The sequence below is a fragment of the Providencia sp. PROV205 genome, assembly GCF_028479505.1.
In the GTDB taxonomy this organism is placed as follows: domain Bacteria; phylum Pseudomonadota; class Gammaproteobacteria; order Enterobacterales; family Enterobacteriaceae; genus Providencia; species Providencia huaxiensis.
The window spans coordinates 119,182-143,347 of record NZ_JAMPNU010000013.1; the positions used below are offsets into that span (position 1 = coordinate 119,182).

The window sequence follows — 24,166 nt, forward strand, 5'->3', positions numbered from 1 at the left end:
CTGATTTAACATATCAATATTGTTGAATCAGTGGCTGAACTTTATTGTCAATTGCTTCCCTTGCCCTAAAAATTCGAGAACGTACGGTGCCAACTGGGCAATCCATTATTTCTGCGATTTCTTCGTAGCTCAACCCATCTAACTCGCGAAGCGTAATTGCCATTCTAAGATCTTCAGGCAGCGATTCGATGGTTCGGAAAACAACGTTCTTTAATTCATCAGACAACATTAAGTTCTCTGGGTTCGAAATTTCTTTTAAGGCACCTGCGGTTTCAAAGTTTTCTGCATCACTCGCTTCCAAGTCCGACGCAGGTGGGCGTCTATCTTGGGCAACTAAATAATTTTTAGCTGTATTTACCGCAATCCGATAAAGCCAAGTATAAAACGCGCTGTCACCACGAAACGAACCAATGGCACGATAGGCTTTTATAAATGACTCCTGCGCAACGTCAGGCACATCTGCTTGCGGTACATAGCGGGATACTAGGCTCGCGACTTTATGCTGATATTTTATCACCAATAAGTTGAAAGCTTGTTGATCGCCTTTCTGTACCTTTTCAACCAAAATCTGGTCGGTCAGTTGCTCGCTCATTCCAGGAAATATCTCCCGAATTCAGGCCGATAATATGTTAACTTGATCATGTTCTCCCTTCCTAAAGCAAGCACTACTTTGAGTAGTAGAATTCGTTGAAGTTCAATTTAATCTAAAAAAATAGTCAAAAATTTACAAAACTGATAAAAAAATTACTTAGATGATCTTAAAGATCCTTATTAAAACAACTGCCTATAATAATCTTGCAGACTCATATGACAGCATACAGATTTTAAATACGAATGCGATAGCTATCACAGTAAAACCATTTGAATACGTAAATAGCGCTAGGTCAATATACTGTGTCTTAACAGATATCCACTAATAGCAATAGGGCACTCGATAGGCTAACATAAAAAACTCAATACATACTATTATATACATGCAAACACTTATGAACGGATCCACACAGCATTACACTGATATTTTAATCATTGGGAGTGGTGTCGCAGGACTTTCAGCTGCCTTACGGCTCGCCCCTTTTCATCAAGTGACCATTCTCAGTAAAAGTAGCCTCAGTGAAGGGGCATCTTATTACGCACAAGGCGGTATTGCCGCTGTTTTTGATGACACTGACAGCATCGAATCTCATGTAGAAGACACGCTAATTGCGGGTGCTGGTATCTGCCAGAAAGAAGCGGTTGAGTTTATTGCCTCCAATGCGAAACATTGTGTTCAATGGCTTATAGACCAAGGTGTTTTATTCGATACTGAAATTACCGAGAACGGTGAAACACAGTATCATTTAACACGTGAAGGTGGTCACAGCCATCGTCGGATCCTACATCATGCAGATGCGACAGGAAAAGAAGTTGAAACCACCTTAGTCGACCTCGCTTTTGCCCATCCAAATATTCATATTAAAGAACGTTATAATGCCGTCGACCTTATCCTTTCTAATGAGGTTGAATCACCACGAATTCTAGGCGCTTACGTATGGAACCGCCAAAAAGAACAAGTTGAAACCATTCGAGCGAAAACGATTGTTCTCGCCACAGGTGGAGCGGCTAAAGTTTATCAATATACCACAAACCCAGATATTTCTTCTGGTGATGGCATCGCAATGGCATGGCGAGCTGGCTGCCGTGTTGCTAACCTTGAATTTAATCAATTCCATCCGACTTGTTTGTTTCACCCACAAGCACGTAATTTTTTATTAACTGAAGCATTACGTGGTGAAGGGGCTTACCTCAAGCGCCCTGATGGAAGCCGGTTTATGCCTGATCACGACGATCGTGGTGAACTTGCCCCTCGTGATGTTGTTGCGCGTGCTATTGACCATGAAATGAAGCGTCTTGGGGCTGATTGCATGTATTTAGACATCAGCCATAAGCCTAACGATTTTGTTAAAAATCATTTTCCAACTATTTATGCGAAATTGATGACTTTAGGGCTAGACCTGACCAAAGAGCCTATCCCTATCGTTCCTGCAGCCCATTATACCTGCGGTGGTGTTATTGTAGATGAAACCGGTATGACTGATATCACGAATCTCTATGCTATTGGCGAAGTTAGCTACACAGGCTTGCACGGTGCAAACCGTATGGCTTCCAATTCGCTATTAGAATGCTTGGTATACGGCTGGGCTGCGGCAGAAAACATTAATAAAACGATCAAACAGATCGATGAAATCCCCTATTTATCTGAATGGGATGAAAGCAGAGTACATAATTCAGATGAACAGGTTGTTATTCAACATAACTGGCATGAATTACGTCTATTCATGTGGGATTATATGGGGATTGTAAGAACCACAAAGCGCCTTGAACGCGCACTGCGTCGCATCCATCTATTGCAGCAAGAAATTCATGACTACTATGCAAATTTCCGTATTTCAAATAACTTACTTGAATTACGTAACTTAGTTCAAGTCGCTGAATTAATGGTTCGTTGTGCATTAGAACGCAAAGAGAGCCGTGGGTTACATTACACCTTAGATTACCCAGAGCCACGTCCTAATTCAGGCCCCACTATTTTACAGCCTGAATAACCAAAACTTTAGCCGGCCCTTAGTGCCGGCTTTAGTATTTACCTAATTTAGTATTTCACATAAAATGGTTGGATTAGTTTACGAAATTCATCGGTATATTCCCCATTTTCTTCCTTGAGCGCTAATGATGTCACCTTAGTTTCAATATTCTGTAATCGTAAACCTAACAACATCCGATGATAAGGTGTTACCCTTTTATCACTCACATTGATGCGAAAAGCAGTAAACCAGCCAGAATCTTCGGCCATCTTCTGTAATTTCTCCCCTGCGTCATGTGGTAGCACTAAGCAAAATAGTCCATGAGCAGCAAGGCAAGCTTTCGCACTTTCAAGTAAAACATCATGTGTTAACGTTGATGTATATCTTGCTTGGTCTCGTTTTTCATCTCGACATGCAACCGCAGGCTCGAAGTAAGGTGGGTTACTGACAATTAAATCATATTGCGCGGGAGACGACTGGCTGTAACTTACAATGTCCTGGTTGATAACCTGTAAACGCTCAGCCCATGGTGACCCAATAAAGTTTTCTTGCGCTTGCGCTGCTGCATCACTATCTAACTCAACGGCATCAACACGTAATATTGTATTTCTCTGTGCTAGCATCAACGCGATTAACCCACTACCACTCCCGATATCTAAAGCAGACAGGATACCCTCTACAGGGGCCCAAGCACCCAATAGCACACCATCCGTTCCCACTTTCATCGCACATCGGTCATGAGCCACAAAAAACTGTTTAAACGTAAAACCGCCTTTGCGGTAATTCTTTTGTTGCTTACACATTCAGGCACTCTAATTGGTTAATACTTATTCGATCATTCTCATTTTAAGCAAATAAAAGTGATAATTTAACCTATTTGCTACAATATAATTCTCATATTACGGGAATTATATTTGAGACGGAAAAAATTTACTGATAAGTTCGAAAAAAAGGAGATGCCATGAACAGTATAAATAGAACCTTAGACATCTTGTCTTACATTACAACTTGCGCCTCTCCGGTGACACCACAGTCTATTTCGTCAGCGCTAGATATCCCATTATCAACCGTTTATCGGTTACTGACAATTCTCATAGATTGGGAATTTGTATCTCACGCAAAACAATACGGTACATATTGCGTCGGTTCGCAGAGTATCAAAAATCAAGAAAAATACTATCACCACAGTTTATTGATGAGCGCCTCTAAACAAGAGCTACAAACTTTAGCGAAAAAAACCCAAGAAACCGTGGCGATTATCACCTCAAATCTACGAGAAACCATTTGTGTCGACATGATTGAGAGTGAACAAGCACTGCGCTGTTCCTTTATTATTGGTCGTGGTAATACCTTAATTAAAGGCGCCAGTGCGAAAACATTGTTAGCTTTTCGCCATGAACTCTATCAAAAACAAGTGGTTGAAGCTCATACAAAGCAATTAACCACTGAACAACAAAAAATAAAGCTACAACAAGATTTACAACAAATACGCCAACAAGGTTACGGCATGTCTGTAAGTGAAATCGATGAAGGCGTACTGGGTGTCTCTGCCCCCATTTTCAAAGGGAATGATGTATTAGCGGTCGTTTCAGTTATGGCACCTGAATTTCGTTCTACGCATCGTGTGGATGAATTTATCACGCACACCTGCCAAGCCGCGCATAACATCACTAAACTAATTAACTTGGAGTAACTATGACACAACCTTTCCAATGGCAAGGGCGCACAGATGGTGAAACACAAGAACACTTGCGCATCCACCAAGTCATGAACAAACACACACCCGCCAAATTTGCATTAATTGGTTTTGCCTCTGATGAAGGCGTCCGACGTAATAAAGGCCGCCAAGGCGCTAAAGCAGGCCCTGATGCAATTCGTCATCAGCTGGCAGGGTTGCCTATTCATCAACCACTTGCGATCAAAGACGTTGGTACAATTCGCTGTGATGATGGCAATTTAGAAGCAGCACAGCGCTGTTTATCTGACCAACTTATTGCTCTCCTCGCTGATAACCAAAAGCCGATTGTCCTTGGCGGTGGTCATGAAGTTGCATTTGCAAGCTTCCAAGGTTTGTTTGACTATGTTGAACAGTATCAAACAGGTAAAACGATTGGCATTATCAACTTTGATGCACATTTTGATTTACGCGAAGCCCCTGTCGCCACATCTGGCACCCCATTTTTACAGTCCGCCATGCTGTGTCAGCAACACCAACGTCCTTTCCAGTATTTATGTTTAGGCATCGCTGATCATGGCAATACAAAAGTCCTATTCGATACCGCAGATAAATTGGGTTGCCAATATATCCGCGATAAAGAGTTAGCTTATTCCAAGCTACCTCAAGCTATTGAAAAAATTAAAAACTTTATTGACGCTGTAGACTATTTATATGTCACCGTTGATTTAGATGTATTTTCTGCAGCTATCGCACCGGGTGTGAGTGCGCCTGCACCGAAAGGCATTTCCACTGAAATTTTTGATGAACTATTTGCCATTATCAAGCACAGCCAAAAAATTGCTGTTTTTGATATCGCAGAATGCAACCCTGAATTTGATATTGACAACCATACTGCCAAACTCGCGGCTTATTTGATTTACCAATACTTATTCTAATAAAACAACACAACAACTCGACTGATAAATACACTGTTTCTCACGCTGTTAAGATAATTAATTTTCAAACACCACAATAAAAATAGCTTTGAAGTTGATTATCAAACTAGCCGTAGCGCAATGACTTAATAGTTTTTAACTATTGAATTTCGCGTTACAGCTAGGCGGCAAGTGACGTTATCCCTAGGAGCATACAAAAGTATGTGACTAGGGTAACGGAGCGCGGCCAACAACGCTGTAGCGTGAAAGACAACAGTTAAAAAGGGAAAAATATGATTCTACACCTCGACACACTCTCCACCCTCTTCCTAACGGTGATCTGCCTACTCATGGGGATCCACTTAAAAAAACGCATCGAATGGCTACAACGCTTCTGTATCCCTTCTCCCGTCATTGGTGGTTTTCTCGTTAGTTTGATCATTTGGGGGCTTAAATCATTTAACCTAGCCGAAATCAACTTTGATACCAGTTTACAAACCTTCTTAATGGTCGCCTTCTTTACAACTATTGGTATTGATGGCAGCTTCCGCATCTTAAAAAGTGGCGGCCGGTTACTCTTTATCTACCTGTTTATCTGCTGGTTTGTGGTTATCTTCCAAGACACCTTTGGTGCAGGCCTTGCGCATTTACTCGGTGTTGACCCTGTTATTGGTATCATGGCTGGTGGTGTTTCACTTACTGGGGGCCATGGCGGTGCGGCTGCCTTTGGTGGAATGGCTGAAGGCCTTGGTGTGCAATCTGCAACAGTTGCAGCAATTGCCGCGGCAACTTTTGGCCTAATTACAGGAAGTTTACTCGGTGGCCCTATTGCAACATTCTTAATTAAGAAATTTAATGTGCAGATTAAAGCAGATGAAAACGTTGAGCGAGTTCAAGTTCCTGAAACTATCGCAGGGAAAATTGAATCTATCGATGCTCATGCTTTTCTAAAAATGCTGGCGCTCGTCCTAGGGATTATGGTCATCGGCCAATTCGCTTCAGCGCAATTTACTAAAGCAACCGGGTTTTCATTACCCAGCTATGTTGGGGCGATGATCATTGCAATCGTAATTCGCAATGTTAATGACCAAGTAGAATTATTCCGTATTAACCAAAAATCGGTTGACCTTATCTCTGAAGTTTCACTTGGCCTATTTTTAACTATGGCTATGATGTCACTGAAAATATGGGAACTAAAAGCTGTTGCTTTGCCACTATTCACCATATTATTGGCACAAGTCATTATTTTAATTCTATTAGTTGTCTTTGTCATTTTCCGCTTATTAGGCAAAAACTACGATGCCGCGGTAATGTGTGCTGGCTTAATGGGGCATGGTTTAGGCGCAACGCCAAATGCAATGGCAAATATGTCCTCTGTATGTGAACGTTACAAACAAGTATCAATGAAAGCTTTCATGATTGTGCCACTCAGTGGTGCGGTGCTCATTGACTTAGTTGGTATTCCTTATCATACATGGTTAATTAATATACTTAGCTAAGCATGATGAAGGAGGAGCTTTCTCCTCCTTCAATTATTTATCTTCCCTGTATTTCATTCATATGTATCGATATATCGCTCCCTGTCCGTAATGAAAACAGTTACACTTGAGCAAAGCTGATTTTTTCAGGTGAACAATTTTGCTAACCTGTTTATAATCAGCGCCCCAAATAGAGGTATATCATGACTGCATCCACTTTTACTGAACTTGAACTTGATGAAAGCCTAATAGATGCGCTTTCAGACAAAGGCTATCAACGTCCGACCGCTATTCAAGCGGCAGCCATTCCTGCTGCAATGGATGGCCGCGATGTATTAGGTTCAGCCCCGACAGGAACAGGTAAAACCGCCGCGTTTTTACTGCCTGCGATCCAACATTTACTTGATTTCCCTAGAAAGAAATCAGGTCCGCCTCGCGTTCTAGTTGTCACGCCAACGCGTGAATTAGCCATGCAGGTTGCTGACCAAGCAAAAGAATTATGCGCCCATAATCACTTAGATATCGCTACAATCACGGGTGGTGTAGCTTATATGAATCACGCTGAAGTTTTCAGCGAAAATCAAGACATTGTCGTCGCAACAACAGGCCGTCTACTCCAATATATTAAGGAAGAAAACTTTGACTGCCGTGCCGTTGAAATTTTGATCCTTGATGAAGCTGACCGCATGCTCGACATGGGGTTTGCAAATGACATAGAAACAATCGCAGGTGAAACACGCTGGCGTAAGCAAACCATGCTGTTTTCTGCCACTCTTGAAGGCGAAGCGATTCGTGATTTTGCTGAGCGCTTATTAGAAGACCCAATTGAAATTGATGCAGACCCTTCTCGTCGTGAACGTAAAAAAATTCAGCAATTTCATTACCGAGCTGACACGCTAGAGCATAAAACAGCCTTACTGTGCCATTTATTAAAACAAGACGAAGTCACCAAAGCCATCGTTTTCGTACGTAAGCGTGAGCGTTTACGCGAATTAGTTCAATGGCTACGTGAGGCCGGTATCGAGCCTTGCTATCTCGAAGGTGAAATGCCACAAGCTAAACGCAATGAAGCTGTACGCCGCCTAGTTGATGGCCAAGTTAAGGTACTCGTTGCAACAGATGTGGCTTCTCGTGGTTTAGATATCGAAAACGTTAGCCATGTATTTAACTTTGACTTACCGAGAACTGCTGATGTGTACTTGCACCGTATTGGTCGTACTGGTCGAGCGGGCCGTAAAGGAACGGCAATTTCCTTAGTCGAAGCGCATGATTTCCCTTTATTTGGTAAAATTACTCGTTATATTGAAGAGCCTATCAAGATCCGTGTTGTGGATTCTTTACGTCCAACAACTAAAGCCCCTTCAGAAGCGATGTTAAATAAACCAAAACCATCGAAGAAAGTACTTGCTAAGCGTAAAGAAAAGAAAAAAGAAGAACAAGCCAAGAAAAAAGAAAAAGTACGCCATCGCGACAAGAAAAATATTGGGAAACGTCGTACTCCTGCTAGCCCTTCCGTATCAACAGATAACGACAAAAGCTAGTCACTAAAAACGGGTTTAGGCCCGTTTTTTATTTAGCTCATCATTTGAAAAGCTTTATCTCGCATTTGTTTACCTTCAGGCGTTAATAAATCATATTTAATAATGTGGTTACCAAGTATATCCTTACAGTCTAACCCTTTATTATTTTTGATTCGCCAATCAGCCCCATTCTCTAATAATAATGCAGCAACATCGAGAGCATGGCTATTTAAGGCATCGTGTAAAGGAGTATTCCCAAAATTATCTCTAATATTAACTGCGAACCCATTTTTTAATAAAAGTTGTGATTGTACAAAACAGCCATTTTGCGCCGCTAAATGTAGAATACTTTTTTGTTCTCTTGATTGAAACATTTTAATTGTTTGACCATATCGGGATTCAATTAAAATTTTCATAAATTGCCCATTAGCCGTTCTAACTGAGTGTTGAGCCAGAAAATTAATGTCACAAGGTTTATGGCCTAATGATAAAAGTGCTGAAAACTCAGTTATATTCCCTTTTCTTATTGCACTTTCACAACACTCTTGCCAACTCATTTCCTGTTTTTCTTCTTTAATTGGAAACGTTTCTAATGGTATTTCTTTTACCTTATTATATTCACCTGTAATTGCATTCCAATTATTCCATGGTTTATACTTGCACATAACCCTAATAATTTTAAGCATTGAATGAGCAATAAAACTTCTTGTCAATAAACGGGTCGGTAACCAATCTTTCCAAGAACTATGTTCGCTATAAGCCATTTTAATACAATTTCCCAACGCAGAAGGGATCGGTAAAGAGTTTTGTAATCTATCGAGCCAGTCATATTGCACCGTGTAATAGCGTATCAACCCTTCTTGTGCCATTTTTTCAGCAATGTGATAATCAATCCCAATATTATTAATAGTGTTTTTTGCCAACCCTGCAGGACTGAATGCAATACAGGGGGATTGACTCGCTAACGCCGCAATTGAAGCTAGTCCTCCTCCTAATGAATGCCCCGTGCAAATCGTATTTCCATTTACTGCATTGAATAAAATATTCATCAAGTTAACAGCTTGATAATATTGAAACTCATAAAAACCAAGACCTTGACGAATATTACTGTAAAAATCGATAATATCATTAGTACCAGCAAAACAAAGAATATATAAATCATTAAATCGACAGATATTAGCTTGAAATCCTGTTTGATCGTCATTTAATAATTCAGCGTTAATTCCAAGTTCATAAATCTCTTTATTATTTAATCTTTCAACTCCCTGTATATTCCGCCAATCTTTATGATAGGCCCCCTGCGATAGTAAAGCTAAAATATAATCGTTTTGTTGAGCATACCCTCCTAAAAAATCCTCTCTTAATATATTTTTAGGCCATTGTTCTGTTATGCAAGGTTTAATCTCTTGGTGTTCTTGCCGTAAATAAATATTTAAATTTTCTCTAACAAAAACATATTCATCTTTTTTTGATAGTGTTTGTTGTGTAGATAATAACATGAATTCTCCCTAACAAGTGTATTTGTTGGAAGAATATTGAAATACAAATAACCAAGGAGGGAAATAATCAACTTTATTAGTAACAAATAAAAAGCCATTGATAACAATGGCTTTAGAATTTAATATACATTACTAGATGTAATTATATTTAATATTTATTACAAGCTTTCAGTGAAAGTACGAGTAATAACATCACGCTGTTGTTCTGGTGTTAATGAATTAAAACGCACAGCATAACCAGAAACACGAATTGTTAATTGTGGATATTTTTCTGGATTTTTGACTGCATCTTCTAATGTTTCACGGCTCAATACGTTAACATTTAAGTGCTGACCACCTTCAACGCGTACAGTTGGTTTCATTTCTAAAGGAACTTCACGATACTCAAAAGCACCTAATTCGTCTTTAGCAACGATTTGCCCTTCGTTATAATCGGCTTTCGCACAAACACAACGAGCTTCATTTTTTTCGTCATCGAGTAACCAGAACGAATTCAACAATGCTGCATTATCAGTTTTTGTAATTTGAATACCTGTAATCATGTCGACCTCCACGTTCGAGCTAGATTGCATTCGATTTGCTTAATAAATCGAAGCTACATTAACCATTAATCTTATGAAAACTTGCAATTGGATATTTGGTCTAACCAATGTATATAGGTATTTTATACCAGCTAGAACCCCTTTTTTCTTTGATATTTATCAATTATTCCACTTAGCAACTAATTTACTCAGCTCAACTTTATGATTTAAATCAAAATTCATAATTTGTTTTTTTAACTATTTTTATAAAATTTCAATTTTTTTTAAATTAATCGTCAATATCAGGGCTTTATCTCTCCCTCATGAACCAGTAAGCTTATAGCTATCAACTGGTTCATATAATTGTTCCTTCATAAATTCATTGTTATGGAATATTTCATGTCAAACTCCATTACGTGGCACGATGTTATTGGCCCTGAAAAATCAAAATCTTATTTCAAAGAAACATTGGCGTATGTCGCAGAGCAACGTAAAAATGGTAAGGTTATCTACCCTGCTCAAGACGACGTTTTTAATGCATTTAAGTATACCGAGCTTTCCGATATTAAAGTGGTTATCCTAGGACAAGACCCATATCATGGACCAGGGCAAGCCCATGGTCTCTCTTTTTCCGTACTTCCTGGAATTAAGCCACCCCCATCATTAGTGAATATGTATAAAGAGCTCGAAAAGGATATTGATGGATTTCAAAGGCCGGCTCATGGTTACTTGCTCAGTTGGGCTCAACAAGGCGTTTTACTCCTTAATACCGTCCTCACCGTAGAACAAGGCAATGCCCATTCCCATGCGCATTTAGGTTGGGAAACATTTACAGATAAAGTCATTGAAGCAATTAATGAAAATACTGAGGGTGTGATTTTTTTACTCTGGGGCTCGCATGCCCAGAAAAAAGGTAAAATTATTGATACCAAACGCCATCATGTTCTGAAAGCACCTCACCCTTCTCCGCTTTCTGCTCACCGTGGTTTTCTAGGATGTGGACATTTTTCACAAACAAATGAAATTTTAGCTCAGCAGGGCAAAACCCCCATTGATTGGGCGCCAGTGATTAATGAATAATTTCAGATTGTAGACATAGAAAAAATGGGATACTTATGCATCCCATTTTATCAATTACTTAGACACAATAACCATTGCAGGTCTGAGTAAACGGTTATTTAGCGTGTACCCTTTTTGCATCACATTAATCACATGATTAGCTTGGTGATCTGGTGACTCAATCATCGTTATCGCTTGATGAACTTCAGGATTGAATGGCACATTCACTTCACTTACAGGCTCAATACCGAACTTAGCCACGGCATCTAAGAAGGTTTTCAGTGTTAAATTTAGCCCTTCTAACATCGCTTTAGACTCTTCACTTTCATGGTCTGCAGCATCTATTGCGCGTTCTAAGTTATCAATCACTGGTAATAATTCATTTGAGAATTTTTCCAATGCAAATTTATGTGCTTTCTCGATATCTTGCTCAGTCCTGCGACGAATATTTTCAATTTCGGCGTGTGCACGCAACATTGCTTCACGTTCAGTTTTTTGTGAAGCCTCTAATTGTTGCTCAAGCTCAGCAATACGCGCGGCTAACGCTTGTTCGTCTGCTTGTAATTCATCAGCTTGTTGAACGTCTACTTCTTGCTCTACTTGAACTTTTTGTGATTCATTTTGCTCAGAAGCTTGCTCATCATGCATGTTTTGGTCTTTACTACTCATGAATATCTCCGCGTATTTAGCATTAATCCCATATATGAGAGTATTATGGGGATCTAATACAGGGATTCAAGGGAAGTCATACAATCAGAGGCCAAAAAAGTATGCGAAAGGACAATAATACACCACCAACACATTTTAAAACGATAGGCATTGTCGGGCACCCTAGGCACCCTGAGGCATTGGCAACTCATGAATTAATATACCATTGGTTAATTTCAAAAAATTATCATGCCATTATCGATAAACAAATTGCTAAAGATTTAAAATTAACTAATGCCAACACTGGGACATTAACTGAAATAGGCCAACAGGCTGATTTAGTTGTCGTCGTTGGCGGTGATGGCAACATGCTTGGTGCTGCTCGTATTTTATCTCGATATAATAATAAAGTTATTGGTGTAAATCGTGGTAATCTCGGTTTCCTTACTGATTTAGACCCTGATAACGCATTACAACAACTTTCGAGTGTTCTTGACGGTAAATATCGTGAAGAAAGACGTTTTTTGCTCGAAGCACAAGTTATTAAAGCTAACCAAAAAGCACGTAAAAGCACCGCAATTAATGAGATTGTTCTCCACCCTGGCAAAGTTGCGCATATGATCGAATTCGAGGTCTACATTGATGAAAAATTTGCCTTTTCTCAACGTTCTGATGGCTTGATTATCGCCACACCAACAGGCTCTACAGCTTATTCTCTTTCCGCAGGTGGCCCTATTTTAACCCCAAACTTGGACGCGATTGTATTGGTGCCCATGTTTCCACATACCTTATCCTCAAGACCACTGGTCATTAGCAGTGACAGCAGTATTCGGCTGAAATTTTTACGAACAAATATTGATTATGAAGTCAGCTGTGATAGCCAAATCATGCTTCCTATTCAGGATGGCGAGGAAGTCATTGTTAAACGTAGTAATAAAAATCTTAATTTAGTTCACCCACAAGATTATAATTATTTCAATACGTTAAGTTCAAAATTAGGCTGGGCTAAAAAAACTTTCTAATTTTTTCATTCTGCCTCTTTACTGTATAAAAAAACAGTCATACACTGTATTAAAACACAGGTGTGTATTTTCACAGGAGAGCGCAGATGCTTACCCAACTAACAATTAATAATTTTGCAATCGTACGTGAATTAGAAATTGATTTCCGTAATGGTATGACCGCCATAACCGGTGAAACAGGTGCGGGTAAGTCTATTGCTATTGATGCACTTGGCCTGTGTCTAGGGAATCGAGGTGAAGCCAATATGGTACGCCCTGGTGCACAACGTGCTGACCTTTGCGCTCGCTTTTCCTTAGTAGATGCACAATTAGCTGCCAATTGGCTTACAGAACACCAACTTGATAACCAAAATGAGTGCTTATTACGTCGTACTATCTCTCCAGATGGTCGCTCCCGTGGCTTTATTAATGGCGTTTCAGTTCCTTTATCACAACTTAGAGAACTAGGCACATTGCTGATTCAAATCCATGGTCAACACGCACACCAGCTCTTGCTAGATAGCTCTCATCAAAAATCCTTGCTTGATGCCTATTCCAACCAGCAAGAACTACTGGTTCAAATGAAAAAAGCATGGCAAACATGGCATGATTCCTGCCAACAATTAGCCGTCTTTCAAAAGCAGGTGCAAGAGCGTGAATCTCGGCAGCAACTGCTGGAATATCATCTGAAAGAACTAAACGAATTCCTCCCTGTTCAAGGAGAGTTTGAAGAAATAGACCAAGAATATAAGCAACTCGCTAATCATGGGCAGTTTTTAGCTATTGGGCAAACAACAACACAAATACTATCCGAAAATGATGATTCGAATGTTATTAGCTTATTAAATATGGCAAAAAATGAATTGACTGACTTGGTTGCTCTCAATCCTAAATTCTCAGAGTTACTTGATATGCTTGAAGAAGCATCAATACAAGTCAGCGAAGTCAGCGATGAAATCAAACACTATTGTGACCAATATGAGCTTGACCCTAATCGCTTGTTTGAACTGGAAAAACGCATCTCCAAACAAATCAACTTAGCGCGTAAACACCATGTCACACCAGAAGCCTTACCTGAATTATTTCAGCAATTACTAAGCGAACAAGAACAGATAGCCAATCAGAATGAAGACGCAGAAGTCTTAAATGCACAAGTACAAGCGAATCATCATACAGCTCTCGAATGTGCAAAACGCTTACACCATGTACGTTTACATTATGCACAAGAGTTAAGTACATTAATTACCAATAGTATGCATCAACTTTCAATGCCTCATGGCCTATTTACTATTGATGTAAAATTTATACCTGAACAACTACAAATCGATGGTGCCTGTAAAGTAGAATTCAATGTGACGACTAACCCAGGACAACCACACCAAGCGCTTGCTAAAGTTGCATCGGGTGGTGAATTATCACGTATAGCATTAGCTATCCAAGTCATTACTGCTAAAAAAATGGATACCCCTGCATTAATATTTGATGAGGTCGATGTCGGTATTAGTGGACCAACCGCAGCAATTGTAGGGAAGTTACTACGTGAACTAGGTGAGTCAACGCAAGTGATGTGCGTGACACATTTACCACAAGTAGCTGGGTGCGGTCATCATCACTTTTATGTGAGTAAAGAGACAAACGGTGTAGAAACAGAAACTCACATGCAATTACTGGATAAAAAAGCCAGATTACAAGAACTTGCGCGTCTTCTTGCTGGTTCTGAGGTAACAAAAAATACGCTTGCCAACGCGAAAGAGTTACTTGCAGCATAATTTTTGACAACTTTTTTATGCTTATGTGGTCTTAGAGTCGATAAGGAAGGTTTTAAATTGTATCAATGTCGATTATCATTGATGTTCTGACTCCAAAAGGAATGAGATATCCATGCGTTATAAATTGTTAACTGCTGCAGCACTATCACTCGCATTAATGTCTACGGGCTGTTCAATGATGGAACGTCTTGTCTATCACCCGGACATTAACCAAGGTAATTACCTCACAGCGAAAGATGTTGCTAAGATCCAAAAAGGAATGACACAGCAACAAGTCGCTTATACTTTGGGCACGCCAATGTTATCTGACCCGTTTGGTACTCAGACTTGGTATTATGTTTTCCGCCAAGAACTTGGTCATGACCCAGTTCAGCAAGAAACTTTAACTCTGATCTTTGATCGTAATGGCATTCTGACTGACATCAAAAACGAGAAAAATCTTGCCGCGCAGGAATCAATGGAAGCCGCTGAAACAAAAGTATCAGAAACTAAAGCCGCTGACTAACCATAAGACACTAGGGCCACCTAGTATGATAATAACAGCCTGTCTTTTGAAAAATTATTCAGGCGGGTTGTTATTATGAGTGCCTTTATTATAGATTTATTTAATCTCATTTTAACTAAATAAATTTCAATAAAAAACCGAGCTTTTGCTCGGTTAGCTACAATAGAATAAAGTTACTTATTTTTAGCTTCTTTAGATTTTTCGGCTCGTTTACGCCTTAATTCTTTTGGATCAGCAATCAAAGGTCGATAAATCTCAACACGATCCCCATCTTGCACTAAATCAGTCAATTTAGCGGGTCGGCTATAAATACCAATCTTATTTTTTTTAAGGTCAATATCATCCCTAAGGGCTAGGATGCCAGAAGCAAGTATTGCTTCTTCTATTGTGCTACCTTCTTTAACTTTAACTGATAACAAAAATTGCTTTTCAGGAAGCGCATATGTCACTTCAATGTTCAGCTCAGACACTGTAAACATCCTTTGCTCTTAAAGTGAAAGCTTGGACCATATTATTTGCTAATTCTTTGAAAACTTTGCCAAATGCAAGCTCTATCAATTTATTTGTAAATTCAAAATCAAGGTGAAATTCGATTTTACAAGCATCCGCACTTAAAGGAATAAATCTCCAACCACCCGCTAATTTACTAAATGGCCCTTCCACAAGTTGCATATGAATGCACTTGTTATCTTCTAGCACATTTTTTGTGATAAAAGTTTTGCTAATGCCTGCTTTTGACACCTCAACAGAGGCGGTCATCTCTTCAGAACTATGACTAATAATTTGGCTACCGACACACCCTGGCAAGAAGCTTGGATATGAAATAACGTCATTAACGAGTTTATACATTTGTTCTGCGCTAAACGGAACTAACGCAGAGCGGCTAATCTGTGGCATATCAATTCCTATCCCCAAAAACTGAACGTATAATACCACCTTTGATTGGTTAAACAAAAAACAAAACCCACATAGGGCAAGATTTGCACAATCAAAAAAATATCAGCTTAGAAAGATTTCTTTCAACTCAGCTTACAGTATAATGATTGCACTATGACAAAGAAAAAACCATATAAACCCGGTTCAGCAACAATTGCTATGAACAAGCGTGCTCGCCACGAATATTCTATCGAAGAGGAGTTCGAGGCGGGTCTATCCCTACAAGGTTGGGAAGTTAAATCACTCCGAGCAGGCAAAGCCAACATTGGAGATAGCTACGTTCTTTTAAGGGACGGTGAAGCTTATTTATTCGGTGCAAACTTCACTCCACTGACAGTTGCATCATCGCATGTTGTATGCGACCCAACTCGTAGCCGTAAGTTACTTTTAAATCAACGTGAATTAGATACACTCTACGGTAAAGTTAATCGTGAAGGTTATACCGTTATTGCACTTTCCCTCTACTGGAAAAATGCATGGTGTAAAGTTAAAATTGGTGTTGCCAGAGGTAAAAAATCTCACGATAAACGTTCTGACATTAAAGAACGTGAATGGCAACTCGATAAAGCACGTATAATGAAACATTCTAATCGCTAACCGCTAGCTTTATAGAGTATTTTTCTGTTATACTGCGCTCAACAACTTGGGGCTGATTCTGGATTCGACGGGATTTGCGAAACCCAAGGTGCATGCCGAGGGGCGGTTGGCCTCGTAAAAAGCCGCAAAAAAATAGTCGCAAACGACGAAAACTACGCTTTAGCAGCTTAATAACCTGCTTAGAGCCCTCTCTCCCTAGCCTCCGCTCTTAGGACGGGGATCAAGAGAGGTCAAACCCAAAAGAGATCGCGTGGATGCCTTGCCTGGGGTTGAAGCGTTAAATTTAATCAGGATAGTTTGTTGGTGGCGTGTCTGTCCGCAGCTGGCAAATGAATTTAAAGACTAGACTAAGCATGTAGTACCGAGGATGTAGAAATTTCGGACGCGGGTTCAACTCCCGCCAGCTCCACCAATTAAATCAAGGGGTTGCGTGAAAACGCAGCCCCTTTGTTTTATCTAATGTCCACTTTACGTCCATCACTCTAAATGAAGATGGACACTCAATATTTATTAACGAGGGTGATATGGCTTTAGTAAAATGCAAAGAATGCAAAAAGGAAGTATCAGACAAAGCAAAACAATGTCCTCATTGTGGAGTGAAAGAACCCGGAGTAACAGCAAAACAAAAAGCAGGTGGCTGTCTTGTTGCCCTAGTCATTTTTGCAGGTATTGTTTATTACTTCGCTAGTAGTGATTCTGAGAATAAAACAACGAATACAAACCCTGTTGCATGTGCTAAGAATGATGGAGAGTGCATTGCAAACTCTATGATGAAAAATGCGGATTTAATTGTAAGTTGTAAAACCAATATTCAAAAACTGTCAAAGTACGATTACGAGTGGACTGATGGAATAATGACACCTATGTTTTCACGGTACTTGCTCGATGAAAAGAATAATCAAATGACTCTTGTTGGTGATGAACTTAAATTCACAAATGGATTTAATGCAAAGGTTCCTATGACCTATCACTGCATTATTAATATTGATAGTGAATCAGTTGCTAATGCAAAAGTAACTCAAGGCCGCTTACAATAATTTCGTGACATGTCACAGCGTGATTTATTTTTTCTAAAGTATGTCACGCTAATTTCCCCAAATAATTTTCCAGTTCATTTCAGTTTTTCAATTCCTCTCAAGCCGCATGGTTGCTGGCTTTCTAAAATTGTGCGCTTAATATCGCGATCCAATGAAACCCACGCAAAATAGAAATTTCTTTTATTTTTCATCGGGTTGTGTTTTTGACGCGATCCATTTCGTGATCTAAAAACTGAAATCTATTGAAATTCTTTTCACACATTTCAGTTTGAGATTTTCTGCAACTCCCTAGTATTGGCGCGGCTTGGCGATATGTTTTGTAGAATTTTAAAACTGAAATAATTTTTAGATCCAAATTGTGCAGGCGGGTGCGGTGTAGTGCGTTTTACGTGGTGAAATCTTTTCTTTCGTGGGGTCTGTACTTCGCCTGCGCTATGCAGGGAACGCGATCCAATTTAATGATTAGGTTCAGTTAGATTATAATTAATGCGCCCTGTGTGGCGTGTAGGCTGTTATATTGCAGGTATAAAAAAGCCCACTCGATGTGGGCAATGATGGACGATACTTGTATTTATAATTCACATATTATCTTTAAGCTTTTCTATGCATTCCTGTACTACACCAGCCAGTGCTGGATACTCGCCGCTTTCATCTTTGAGCATTGTTTCAAGGGCTGCATTCATTTCACCAATGGCACGCTGTAACGCTTGTTGCCGTAATACTTGCAGCATTGTTGCATTACTCATAAGAACCTCTCAATAATCCTTTGTTGCAGTGATTCTATCTAATTCTAGTTTTACTTACCAATTACAGGTGAATACTTTTCATTCAAGGTGTCTGACTTTGTGCCAGTGCCTTTAATCGCTTGCGCGTTTAATGGTGCGCCTGTATTGCTGTGAGTGTGTGCTGCTGTCAATTCTGCTAATTCTTTCACTACATCAAGTGTGTCTATCATTAGCTGTGCGACGTTAATTTGCTGGCTACCTATCCAAACAACAGGGGCAATAATTTGTTGCTGTGCGCCTGCGATACTTTGTTTTATCTGCCCAACTTTCTCAATGAGCTTTTGCCCAACCTCAACGGTCATGTCTTTTTCAATACTGGCGACATAGTTTGATGATGTGGCGATTGAGTAGTCACCCTCAGACAATTGCTGTATTGCGCCTGCTAGTAATTTTCGTGTACCTAGAACGGTTAATGTGTCGCTGGCCTGTACTGTGGTTTCCCTTGCGACCAGTTCGCGCTGTTCTTTGTCCGCTTTAATCGTGCGTAACATTGACGCTTCATTAATGCTTTGGTCAGTTTCACGGTTCCAACTGCCATCTTGGGTTACACGCTGAAAAACTTCTTTGCGTTGTTGCTGCAGTTGCTCCCCTGGTTGTATGTCCGGTAGGGTATTATTTTGGCTGAGCGTTTGCCGGATAAACGGTTTATCTGGCCTGCCGCCTTCAAAAGCAATCTCAACCAGTGTTCCATCGGGTGGAAACTGAAAAATACCGCTTTCATCACCCGCCATCGGTAGCGGCAATGGTACCGCTTTATACGTTGGTGCTGCCGATTCGTTACCATCGCTATCTAGCAATTTGACGTCAACAGCATACTTTGGTCTGTATGGGTCCGATATATCACCGGCACTAACCGATTCGCTCGGTGATTCAATTCGCGCGAATTTTGGTAAATGTAAACCTGCTGATAATTCGGGGTAAGCTTTATCAATTTGTTTTTGAATTGGGCTCTTATTTTCGCTTTTCCCTGTCAGTGGATTTGCTGCAGTCCAATACAGCGTAATATCTTCATTTTCAAGCTGAATTTTATTAACCCGCTGATTATTCACCACGGTTCCAGCACGTAAAGCAGGGATTAACGGATAAGTGGCGCTGTTACCTGCAGATTGATTTTTTGAAAACTCTGCAGGTATTTCGTAGTTATCGGATTTAAACATCGAATCAACCCAACTGCCGACAAAAACTTTACCATCTGGCATTTGGTACCATACATAATCAGTGATACTGAAAACTGCGCCTAAATTACTTAATAGCTGATATCCGGTACCGTTGTGGGTGAAATGAGGAATAGGCGTATTGATGTATTTTGCATCGGGCAAAATAAAGGTTAGTCCGCTATTTTCCTGTAAATAGTCGGTGATGGCTTTTAATGTTGGGTGCTGAAATGAACATGGCCACATTTTATCAAACAGGCCAACCAGTTCACGAACAAACAATTTTTGAAATCCATTATCGGCAGGTTGTGAGCGTTCAACGTACCCAGTGAAATATCGATACAGTGAATCTGTGTAACCCGTATCAAAGCGAACTAATTTACCTGTGTAATCATTTTCTGTCTCAACCGTCAGAAACCCACGACCACACGCTGATAGTTCGAGCATGATTTTAGCGTTCACAATATGGACTTCATCATTGGATAAATAACAGCGGCTAATGGGTTTCATGGGTTCCCCCAATCATTAATAGGCTTCAATACTTCTCTCTCAAGCCAGCTTAATTCGTCTTTTTCTTCTTGTGAGCCTGCTGTCGGTGCTTTCGGGTTGCCCGTCTGCTTTTTCGCTTTGACTTGGGCTGCGGCTCTCATGTCCTTTTTCTCAGAGACGGATAAATGCTCTCTTAATGTGAACGTGACTTGCCACGCCATCTGCCCGTCGATTTCGCTTGCATCAATATTATTAGTAAAGGTACCAATGCGAAAATTAATCGCTTTTGCGGTGTGGTTTGCCACCCGATAACGTTTTAGCTTTCCGTTTTCGGTGGCTCTCGCTAATGTAAATAGGCGCGTGAGGATTTTTTCATCAGTAAAATTAATCACGCCCGTGATGCGCAACTCTTGCGGCTTAATGCCTTGCTCCGCTACGGATGTGCTGGACGTTTGACCGGATTGGTCTTTATCTTGAAATTGAATGGACGAATTAACTTTGATGTTTTTCAGCGGAATAGCTTCACCATCAAGGGCGAGCGTGATTGTCGGGTTCTGTGCTGTTGATTGGTTTTGTTGGATCATGAAGCATTCCCTTTAGTGGTGCAAGTTCGCTTCCTGCGAACAGTGTAGCTAGTGTAAAAATGGCATCTGGCTCAGGGATACCTTTTTGTAGCCGTTCCGCTAAATAATCACCTGTGCCTTTGCCCGTAAAACTCCAAATAATCACGGATTTTCCTAATAAATCCGTGAGTTTATTACCAATGTCTTTAAGCGCATTTTCTCTTGCTGATTTAAAACCAGACATAGCGGATTTCATGGCATCGATACCGCTTGCACTGCCTGCGCTGTTTTTGGCTTGTTCTATCAATTGGGCATTAATTGCTGCCCGACTTGTTGATGTTGATAGTGCCTGCGGTTTGGGTAAGCCGCCAAACTGTTTGCCCGGCAATTGCATTTTGGTGACTTGCAGATTAGCCGCTGTTTTTGCCATGCGTTCCACTTGTGAGAAAACAGGCAATGGAAATACAGACGAAAACAATTGTAACAATGACATAAATTCGACCTGCGATTTAGCGCAGACCATCATGACAACAATGTCAGTTTCACCCGCACCTGCCAGTTTTTTTGCAATATGGCGAATCGCATTGGTCGGGCTTAAATAGCAGCCTGTATCGGTTTTTTGCCCAAGTCCGTAAACAAACGGATGTGCTGGCACCATCGAACAGGTTAACCCCGACATAGTCGGGGACATTTTCATCAATGATTTACGCCACGTTGGGTGGATTATGGTTTCACTGGCCATTCGATATCCGGTGCGTTTGAGGTATCAATATCAGATACTTTAATGCTGTATACTTCCCATGCAGTTAAGCTGTTTTTATCATCGTCTGTCGCCATGTTCAGTTTTACCTTGCGTTCTAACATAGTGATATTTTTTTCTGCATCATCGGCACATAGTTGTTTTTGCATTTCAGATTCTGCAATTAACTGTTCTTTTGAAATTGGCGGGTTAAGATGTGCGTCAATCTCTTTTATCGTCATTTTTTTCATGACTTTCAATTTTTCGCGAATACTAAAAAATACAGGTAATATTTCGTCATATTCATCTTTTATCGGCTGATAGGTAAGCTTTTCTTTATCAAATAGTGCTAATGCAATTTCATGTTGACGCGTTTTATTGTCAACTAATAATTTTAATTCGCTGCTTTTTTTAGCACTGTCGTTGTTTTCATTTTCGTCAACAACAGCTACCTCATTTAGCATTGCTTTGGCGGCTTCTAGTTCAATCTCAGCTTGAGCTAGATTATTACTGGCATCAATATAAGCAGGCTCTTTTTCGCGCAATAATAATTCTAATTCCGTGATACGCTCAGCTTGAGTGATATCAGCTTTTTGATAAGCATAAACATCACTATTTTTGGTTTTAAAATAAATCATCGTAATTCGCTCCATGCTTCTATATTAATATTAGCCCCTTTTTCAATTCGATATGAGCTACCCGGGGGAACAATAAAGCTTACTGTCGCCCAAGTGTCTCTTGCATAACAACTTTGTGTTTGAATTAAAGCGCTATCGACATACGCTGAAATATTGGCTTGACCGCCAGTATCCCGTTGAAAGATTGATGCGCAGACATAAATCGCTGCTGCTGTGGTATTTGTATAATTTGTACCTGCCACTTTTTCGGTTTTTTCAGAATGGTATTTCTGACCTTTACCTAATGTGATGTTGTCGACGTAGTTTTTTGTTGCAAACTCAATCCATCCCCCTACGTTGTTACTTTGTATTACTCTAAAACCAATGCGCTCATTTCCCACTGACGGAATAACCGCTAATTGAGCACCATAAGTTGAATCTGTATAACCAAATAAATTTAAGAACAAATTATTAGCACCGAGAAATAAGTCACTCGATACGGTATTCCATGCATAGCCAATTGAGTTTAAACGGTAATCTGCTAGTTTACTGCTGGATGTTAAAGCAACTCCACGGTTAGCCATCCAACCGCCTGCACCAGTATTCATTTTATTATTGAGCAATGAATCAACTTGGGATTTTGTATACCTGTCATTCATCCAGATACTAACTGCATTTTGACTAGGAACTTGCGTTGTTGATGTTCCCGATGTTTGAGTTATATCATTCGTGTTGAGTTTTTTATCAAGTTCTGCTTTAAAAGTAGTGCTTGTAACCAAATTACTCAATGCATTATCAACGTAGCTTTTTTTGGCCAGTTCCATCCAATCACCAACAACATCATTGGAGATAACACGAAACCCGATATCACCCGAAGTATTGGGAATAACGGCTATCTGAGCACCGTATTTATTATTTAAATACCCAAATAAATTAAAAATAATATTATTCGTATTTTTGAATGTGTCAGTTGAAATGGATGCGTAAGCATAGCCTATTGAGTTAATTCGATAATTTGATAATTTAGCTGTGTTATTTAAACTAACCCCGATATCTTTCATCCAGCCGCCATCACCGACATTTAAGTAATTGCCAGATGGTTGTAATTTACCAACCTCAGTTGTTAGTAATTGCTGACTTACAACTAATTCAGTGCTATTGCCTTTAACATGTGTAATATTGGCCTTATCAATTTTTTTACTTAAATCAAGCTTAAAACGAGTTTCTAACGCTGCAATTTCTTGGCTACTTAACCCACCCATTGGGCGTAAATCTTTTACATTCCCTGATGCGTCAATGCTGGCAATGGCAAATACTTGGTGATTAAATCCAGCCGCATCAACATAATTATTTAATGCTGCTGATGATGTGATTTTAACAACGGTATTCCACTGGCTAACAATGTTTCCCTGATAAGAAAAATCAGCGTAAACCTTGGTATTGCGCAGACCATTTAAAATCTGGTTTTGTGTCAGCTCACCACGCAAACCGCCAACATAGCCCAAGCCTTTTTTAACGGTATATTGTTCACCACTGCGCGTGACTTCAAAACTTTCATTAAAGAATGCAGCCGCGCCGTAGCTATCAACATTAATCAGGCGCTGCATTTCATCAATGCCAGACAAACGCGCAGTAAAATCAATTTGCCACGTTTCCGCACTGGTTTTGATTTGAGTTTCTTCGGCTGCGCCTTGGAATTCCAGTATAAAAGAACGGGTTAATACGTTCCCTTGCTGCCCGTTTTGATTTTTTATCTTCTTTTGGGGTGGTGCATGGGTAATCATGGCAACCGTGCCGGATGCTTTATTTAATAAGCCTATCCAGTTGAAATCAAAGTTACCGACATCCGCACCCATCGTGACGCTGTAGGCGACGGCATTTTCACTGGCTAAACCAGCCTTGTTGACCGCTTGACGGTGAACAATTTGATTTGCAGGGGGTAACTTTTCGTTGCGGTCAATCGGTTTGGTTGGGTCTAAATTCGGCACATTAGCGAACACGAATTCATCTAACAACACGGCCTTGCCGCTAGCCGCTTCTTGGGCTTTCCAATTTTCGAAAGCAACTGTAATAACTGATGCCATGAATGTAGTCCT

Annotated in this window: 24 protein-coding genes and 1 other RNA gene; 12 read left to right on the forward strand and 13 right to left on the reverse strand. The window is 40.1% G+C overall.

Annotation, left to right across the window (positions count from 1 at the left end; genetic code table 11):
• Positions 1–13: 13 nt before the first annotated feature.
• Positions 14–592 (reverse strand): RNA polymerase sigma factor RpoE, encoded by a 579-nt coding sequence (gene rpoE / locus PR800_RS09490; RefSeq protein ID WP_166267576.1) that lies wholly within the window; start codon positions 590–592, stop codon positions 14–16.
• Positions 593–986: 394 nt separating this feature from the next.
• Here rpoE and nadB point away from each other — a divergent pair, with 394 nt between their 5' ends.
• Positions 987–2,582 carry an L-aspartate oxidase gene (gene nadB / locus PR800_RS09495; RefSeq protein ID WP_168222854.1) on the forward strand — a complete coding sequence of 532 codons (1,596 nt, stop codon included), beginning with the start codon at positions 987–989 and terminating at the stop codon, positions 2,580–2,582.
• A gap of 47 nt (positions 2,583–2,629) precedes the next feature.
• Here the strand turns inward: nadB and trmN are convergent, their stop codons facing one another.
• Positions 2,630–3,364, reverse strand: a complete 735-nt coding sequence (gene trmN / locus PR800_RS09500) for a tRNA(1)(Val) (adenine(37)-N(6))-methyltransferase TrmN (protein WP_206276823.1) — start codon at positions 3,362–3,364, stop codon at positions 2,630–2,632.
• 158 nt (positions 3,365–3,522) lie between these two features.
• On the opposite strand from trmN, the gene PR800_RS09505 reads away from it, so the two are divergent.
• The 4 genes from PR800_RS09505 (at position 3,523) to srmB (ending at position 8,172) form a co-directional block, all read left to right on the forward strand.
• Positions 3,523–4,254: an IclR family transcriptional regulator gene (locus tag PR800_RS09505; protein WP_102137501.1), complete on the forward strand. Its 732-nt coding sequence runs from the start codon at positions 3,523–3,525 to the stop codon at positions 4,252–4,254.
• 2 nt (positions 4,255–4,256) lie between these two features.
• Positions 4,257–5,174 carry a formimidoylglutamase gene (gene hutG, locus PR800_RS09510; RefSeq protein ID WP_272530640.1) on the forward strand — a complete coding sequence of 306 codons (918 nt, stop codon included), beginning with the start codon at positions 4,257–4,259 and terminating at the stop codon, positions 5,172–5,174.
• A 272-nt stretch (positions 5,175–5,446) separates the two neighbouring features.
• Positions 5,447–6,652, forward strand: coding sequence for a sodium/glutamate symporter (gltS, locus tag PR800_RS09515; RefSeq protein WP_166267584.1), 1,206 nt, complete (start codon positions 5,447–5,449; stop codon positions 6,650–6,652).
• Positions 6,653–6,834: 182 nt separating this feature from the next.
• Positions 6,835–8,172: an ATP-dependent RNA helicase SrmB gene (srmB, locus tag PR800_RS09520; RefSeq protein ID WP_102137498.1), complete on the forward strand. Its 1,338-nt coding sequence runs from the start codon at positions 6,835–6,837 to the stop codon at positions 8,170–8,172.
• 32 nt (positions 8,173–8,204) lie between these two features.
• Here srmB and PR800_RS09525 read toward each other — a convergent pair whose 3' ends face one another.
• Positions 8,205–9,650: an ankyrin repeat domain-containing protein gene (locus PR800_RS09525; RefSeq protein WP_272530641.1), complete on the reverse strand. Its 1,446-nt coding sequence runs from the start codon at positions 9,648–9,650 to the stop codon at positions 8,205–8,207.
• A gap of 158 nt (positions 9,651–9,808) precedes the next feature.
• Positions 9,809–10,192, reverse strand: coding sequence for an autonomous glycyl radical cofactor GrcA (gene grcA / locus PR800_RS09530; RefSeq protein ID WP_004912835.1), 384 nt, complete (start codon positions 10,190–10,192; stop codon positions 9,809–9,811).
• A 378-nt stretch (positions 10,193–10,570) separates the two neighbouring features.
• Here grcA and ung point away from each other — a divergent pair, with 378 nt between their 5' ends.
• Positions 10,571–11,251 carry a uracil-DNA glycosylase gene (gene ung / locus PR800_RS09535; protein WP_102137496.1) on the forward strand — a complete coding sequence of 227 codons (681 nt, stop codon included), beginning with the start codon at positions 10,571–10,573 and terminating at the stop codon, positions 11,249–11,251.
• Positions 11,252–11,305: 54 nt separating this feature from the next.
• Here ung and grpE read toward each other — a convergent pair whose 3' ends face one another.
• Positions 11,306–11,899 (reverse strand): nucleotide exchange factor GrpE, encoded by a 594-nt coding sequence (gene grpE / locus PR800_RS09540; RefSeq protein WP_166267586.1) that lies wholly within the window; start codon positions 11,897–11,899, stop codon positions 11,306–11,308.
• Between the two features lie 101 nt (positions 11,900–12,000).
• On the opposite strand from grpE, the gene nadK reads away from it, so the two are divergent.
• From nadK to bamE, 3 genes are all read left to right on the forward strand, one after another.
• Positions 12,001–12,900 (forward strand): NAD(+) kinase, encoded by a 900-nt coding sequence (gene nadK, locus PR800_RS09545; protein WP_272530643.1) that lies wholly within the window; start codon positions 12,001–12,003, stop codon positions 12,898–12,900.
• An 86-nt stretch (positions 12,901–12,986) separates the two neighbouring features.
• Positions 12,987–14,648 (forward strand): DNA repair protein RecN, encoded by a 1,662-nt coding sequence (gene recN / locus PR800_RS09550; RefSeq protein ID WP_195697464.1) that lies wholly within the window; start codon positions 12,987–12,989, stop codon positions 14,646–14,648.
• 112 nt (positions 14,649–14,760) lie between these two features.
• Positions 14,761–15,153: an outer membrane protein assembly factor BamE gene (gene bamE, locus PR800_RS09555; RefSeq protein WP_166267590.1), complete on the forward strand. Its 393-nt coding sequence runs from the start codon at positions 14,761–14,763 to the stop codon at positions 15,151–15,153.
• Positions 15,154–15,326: 173 nt separating this feature from the next.
• Here bamE and PR800_RS09560 read toward each other — a convergent pair whose 3' ends face one another.
• Both PR800_RS09560 and PR800_RS09565 read right to left on the reverse strand, forming a co-directional pair.
• Entirely contained in the window at positions 15,327–15,623 is a 297-nt protein-coding gene (locus tag PR800_RS09560; protein ID WP_102137793.1) for an RnfH family protein, read from the reverse strand.
• Positions 15,616–16,050, reverse strand: coding sequence for a type II toxin-antitoxin system RatA family toxin (locus tag PR800_RS09565; RefSeq protein ID WP_195697465.1), 435 nt, complete (start codon positions 16,048–16,050; stop codon positions 15,616–15,618). The genes PR800_RS09560 and PR800_RS09565 overlap by 8 nt, the downstream gene beginning before the upstream one ends.
• 153 nt (positions 16,051–16,203) lie before the next feature.
• On the opposite strand from PR800_RS09565, the gene smpB reads away from it, so the two are divergent.
• The 3 genes from smpB (at position 16,204) to PR800_RS09580 (ending at position 17,723) form a co-directional block, all read left to right on the forward strand.
• Positions 16,204–16,686, forward strand: coding sequence for an SsrA-binding protein SmpB (gene smpB / locus PR800_RS09570; RefSeq protein WP_004265004.1), 483 nt, complete (start codon positions 16,204–16,206; stop codon positions 16,684–16,686).
• Positions 16,687–16,734: 48 nt separating this feature from the next.
• Positions 16,735–17,098: a transfer-messenger RNA gene (gene ssrA, locus PR800_RS09575) on the forward strand.
• Positions 17,099–17,210: 112 nt separating this feature from the next.
• Positions 17,211–17,723, forward strand: coding sequence for a hypothetical protein (locus tag PR800_RS09580; protein WP_272530644.1), 513 nt, complete (start codon positions 17,211–17,213; stop codon positions 17,721–17,723).
• Positions 17,724–18,301: 578 nt separating this feature from the next.
• Here the strand turns inward: PR800_RS09580 and PR800_RS09585 are convergent.
• From PR800_RS09585 to PR800_RS09610, 6 genes are read right to left on the reverse strand one after another with little or no spacing between them, the layout of a single operon-like run.
• Positions 18,302–18,469 (reverse strand): hypothetical protein, encoded by a 168-nt coding sequence (locus tag PR800_RS09585; RefSeq protein ID WP_272530645.1) that lies wholly within the window; start codon positions 18,467–18,469, stop codon positions 18,302–18,304.
• 50 nt (positions 18,470–18,519) lie between these two features.
• A complete protein-coding gene (locus PR800_RS09590) occupies positions 18,520–20,172 on the reverse strand; it encodes a hypothetical protein (RefSeq protein ID WP_272530647.1) in 1,653 nt (550 codons plus the stop codon).
• Positions 20,169–20,735: a baseplate complex protein gene (locus tag PR800_RS09595; protein WP_272530649.1), complete on the reverse strand. Its 567-nt coding sequence runs from the start codon at positions 20,733–20,735 to the stop codon at positions 20,169–20,171. The genes PR800_RS09590 and PR800_RS09595 overlap by 4 nt, the downstream gene beginning before the upstream one ends.
• Complete coding sequence (locus PR800_RS09600; RefSeq protein ID WP_272530651.1) at positions 20,680–21,456, reverse strand: hypothetical protein; 777 nt, start codon at positions 21,454–21,456, stop codon at positions 20,680–20,682. Before PR800_RS09600 ends, PR800_RS09595 begins: the two co-directional genes overlap by 56 nt.
• Entirely contained in the window at positions 21,438–22,091 is a 654-nt protein-coding gene (locus tag PR800_RS09605) for a tail fiber assembly protein (RefSeq protein ID WP_272530652.1), read from the reverse strand. Before PR800_RS09605 ends, PR800_RS09600 begins: the two co-directional genes overlap by 19 nt.
• Complete coding sequence (locus tag PR800_RS09610) at positions 22,088–24,154, reverse strand: phage tail-collar fiber domain-containing protein (RefSeq protein WP_272530654.1); 2,067 nt, start codon at positions 24,152–24,154, stop codon at positions 22,088–22,090. Before PR800_RS09610 ends, PR800_RS09605 begins: the two co-directional genes overlap by 4 nt.
• Between the last annotated feature and the right edge of the window lie 12 nt (positions 24,155–24,166).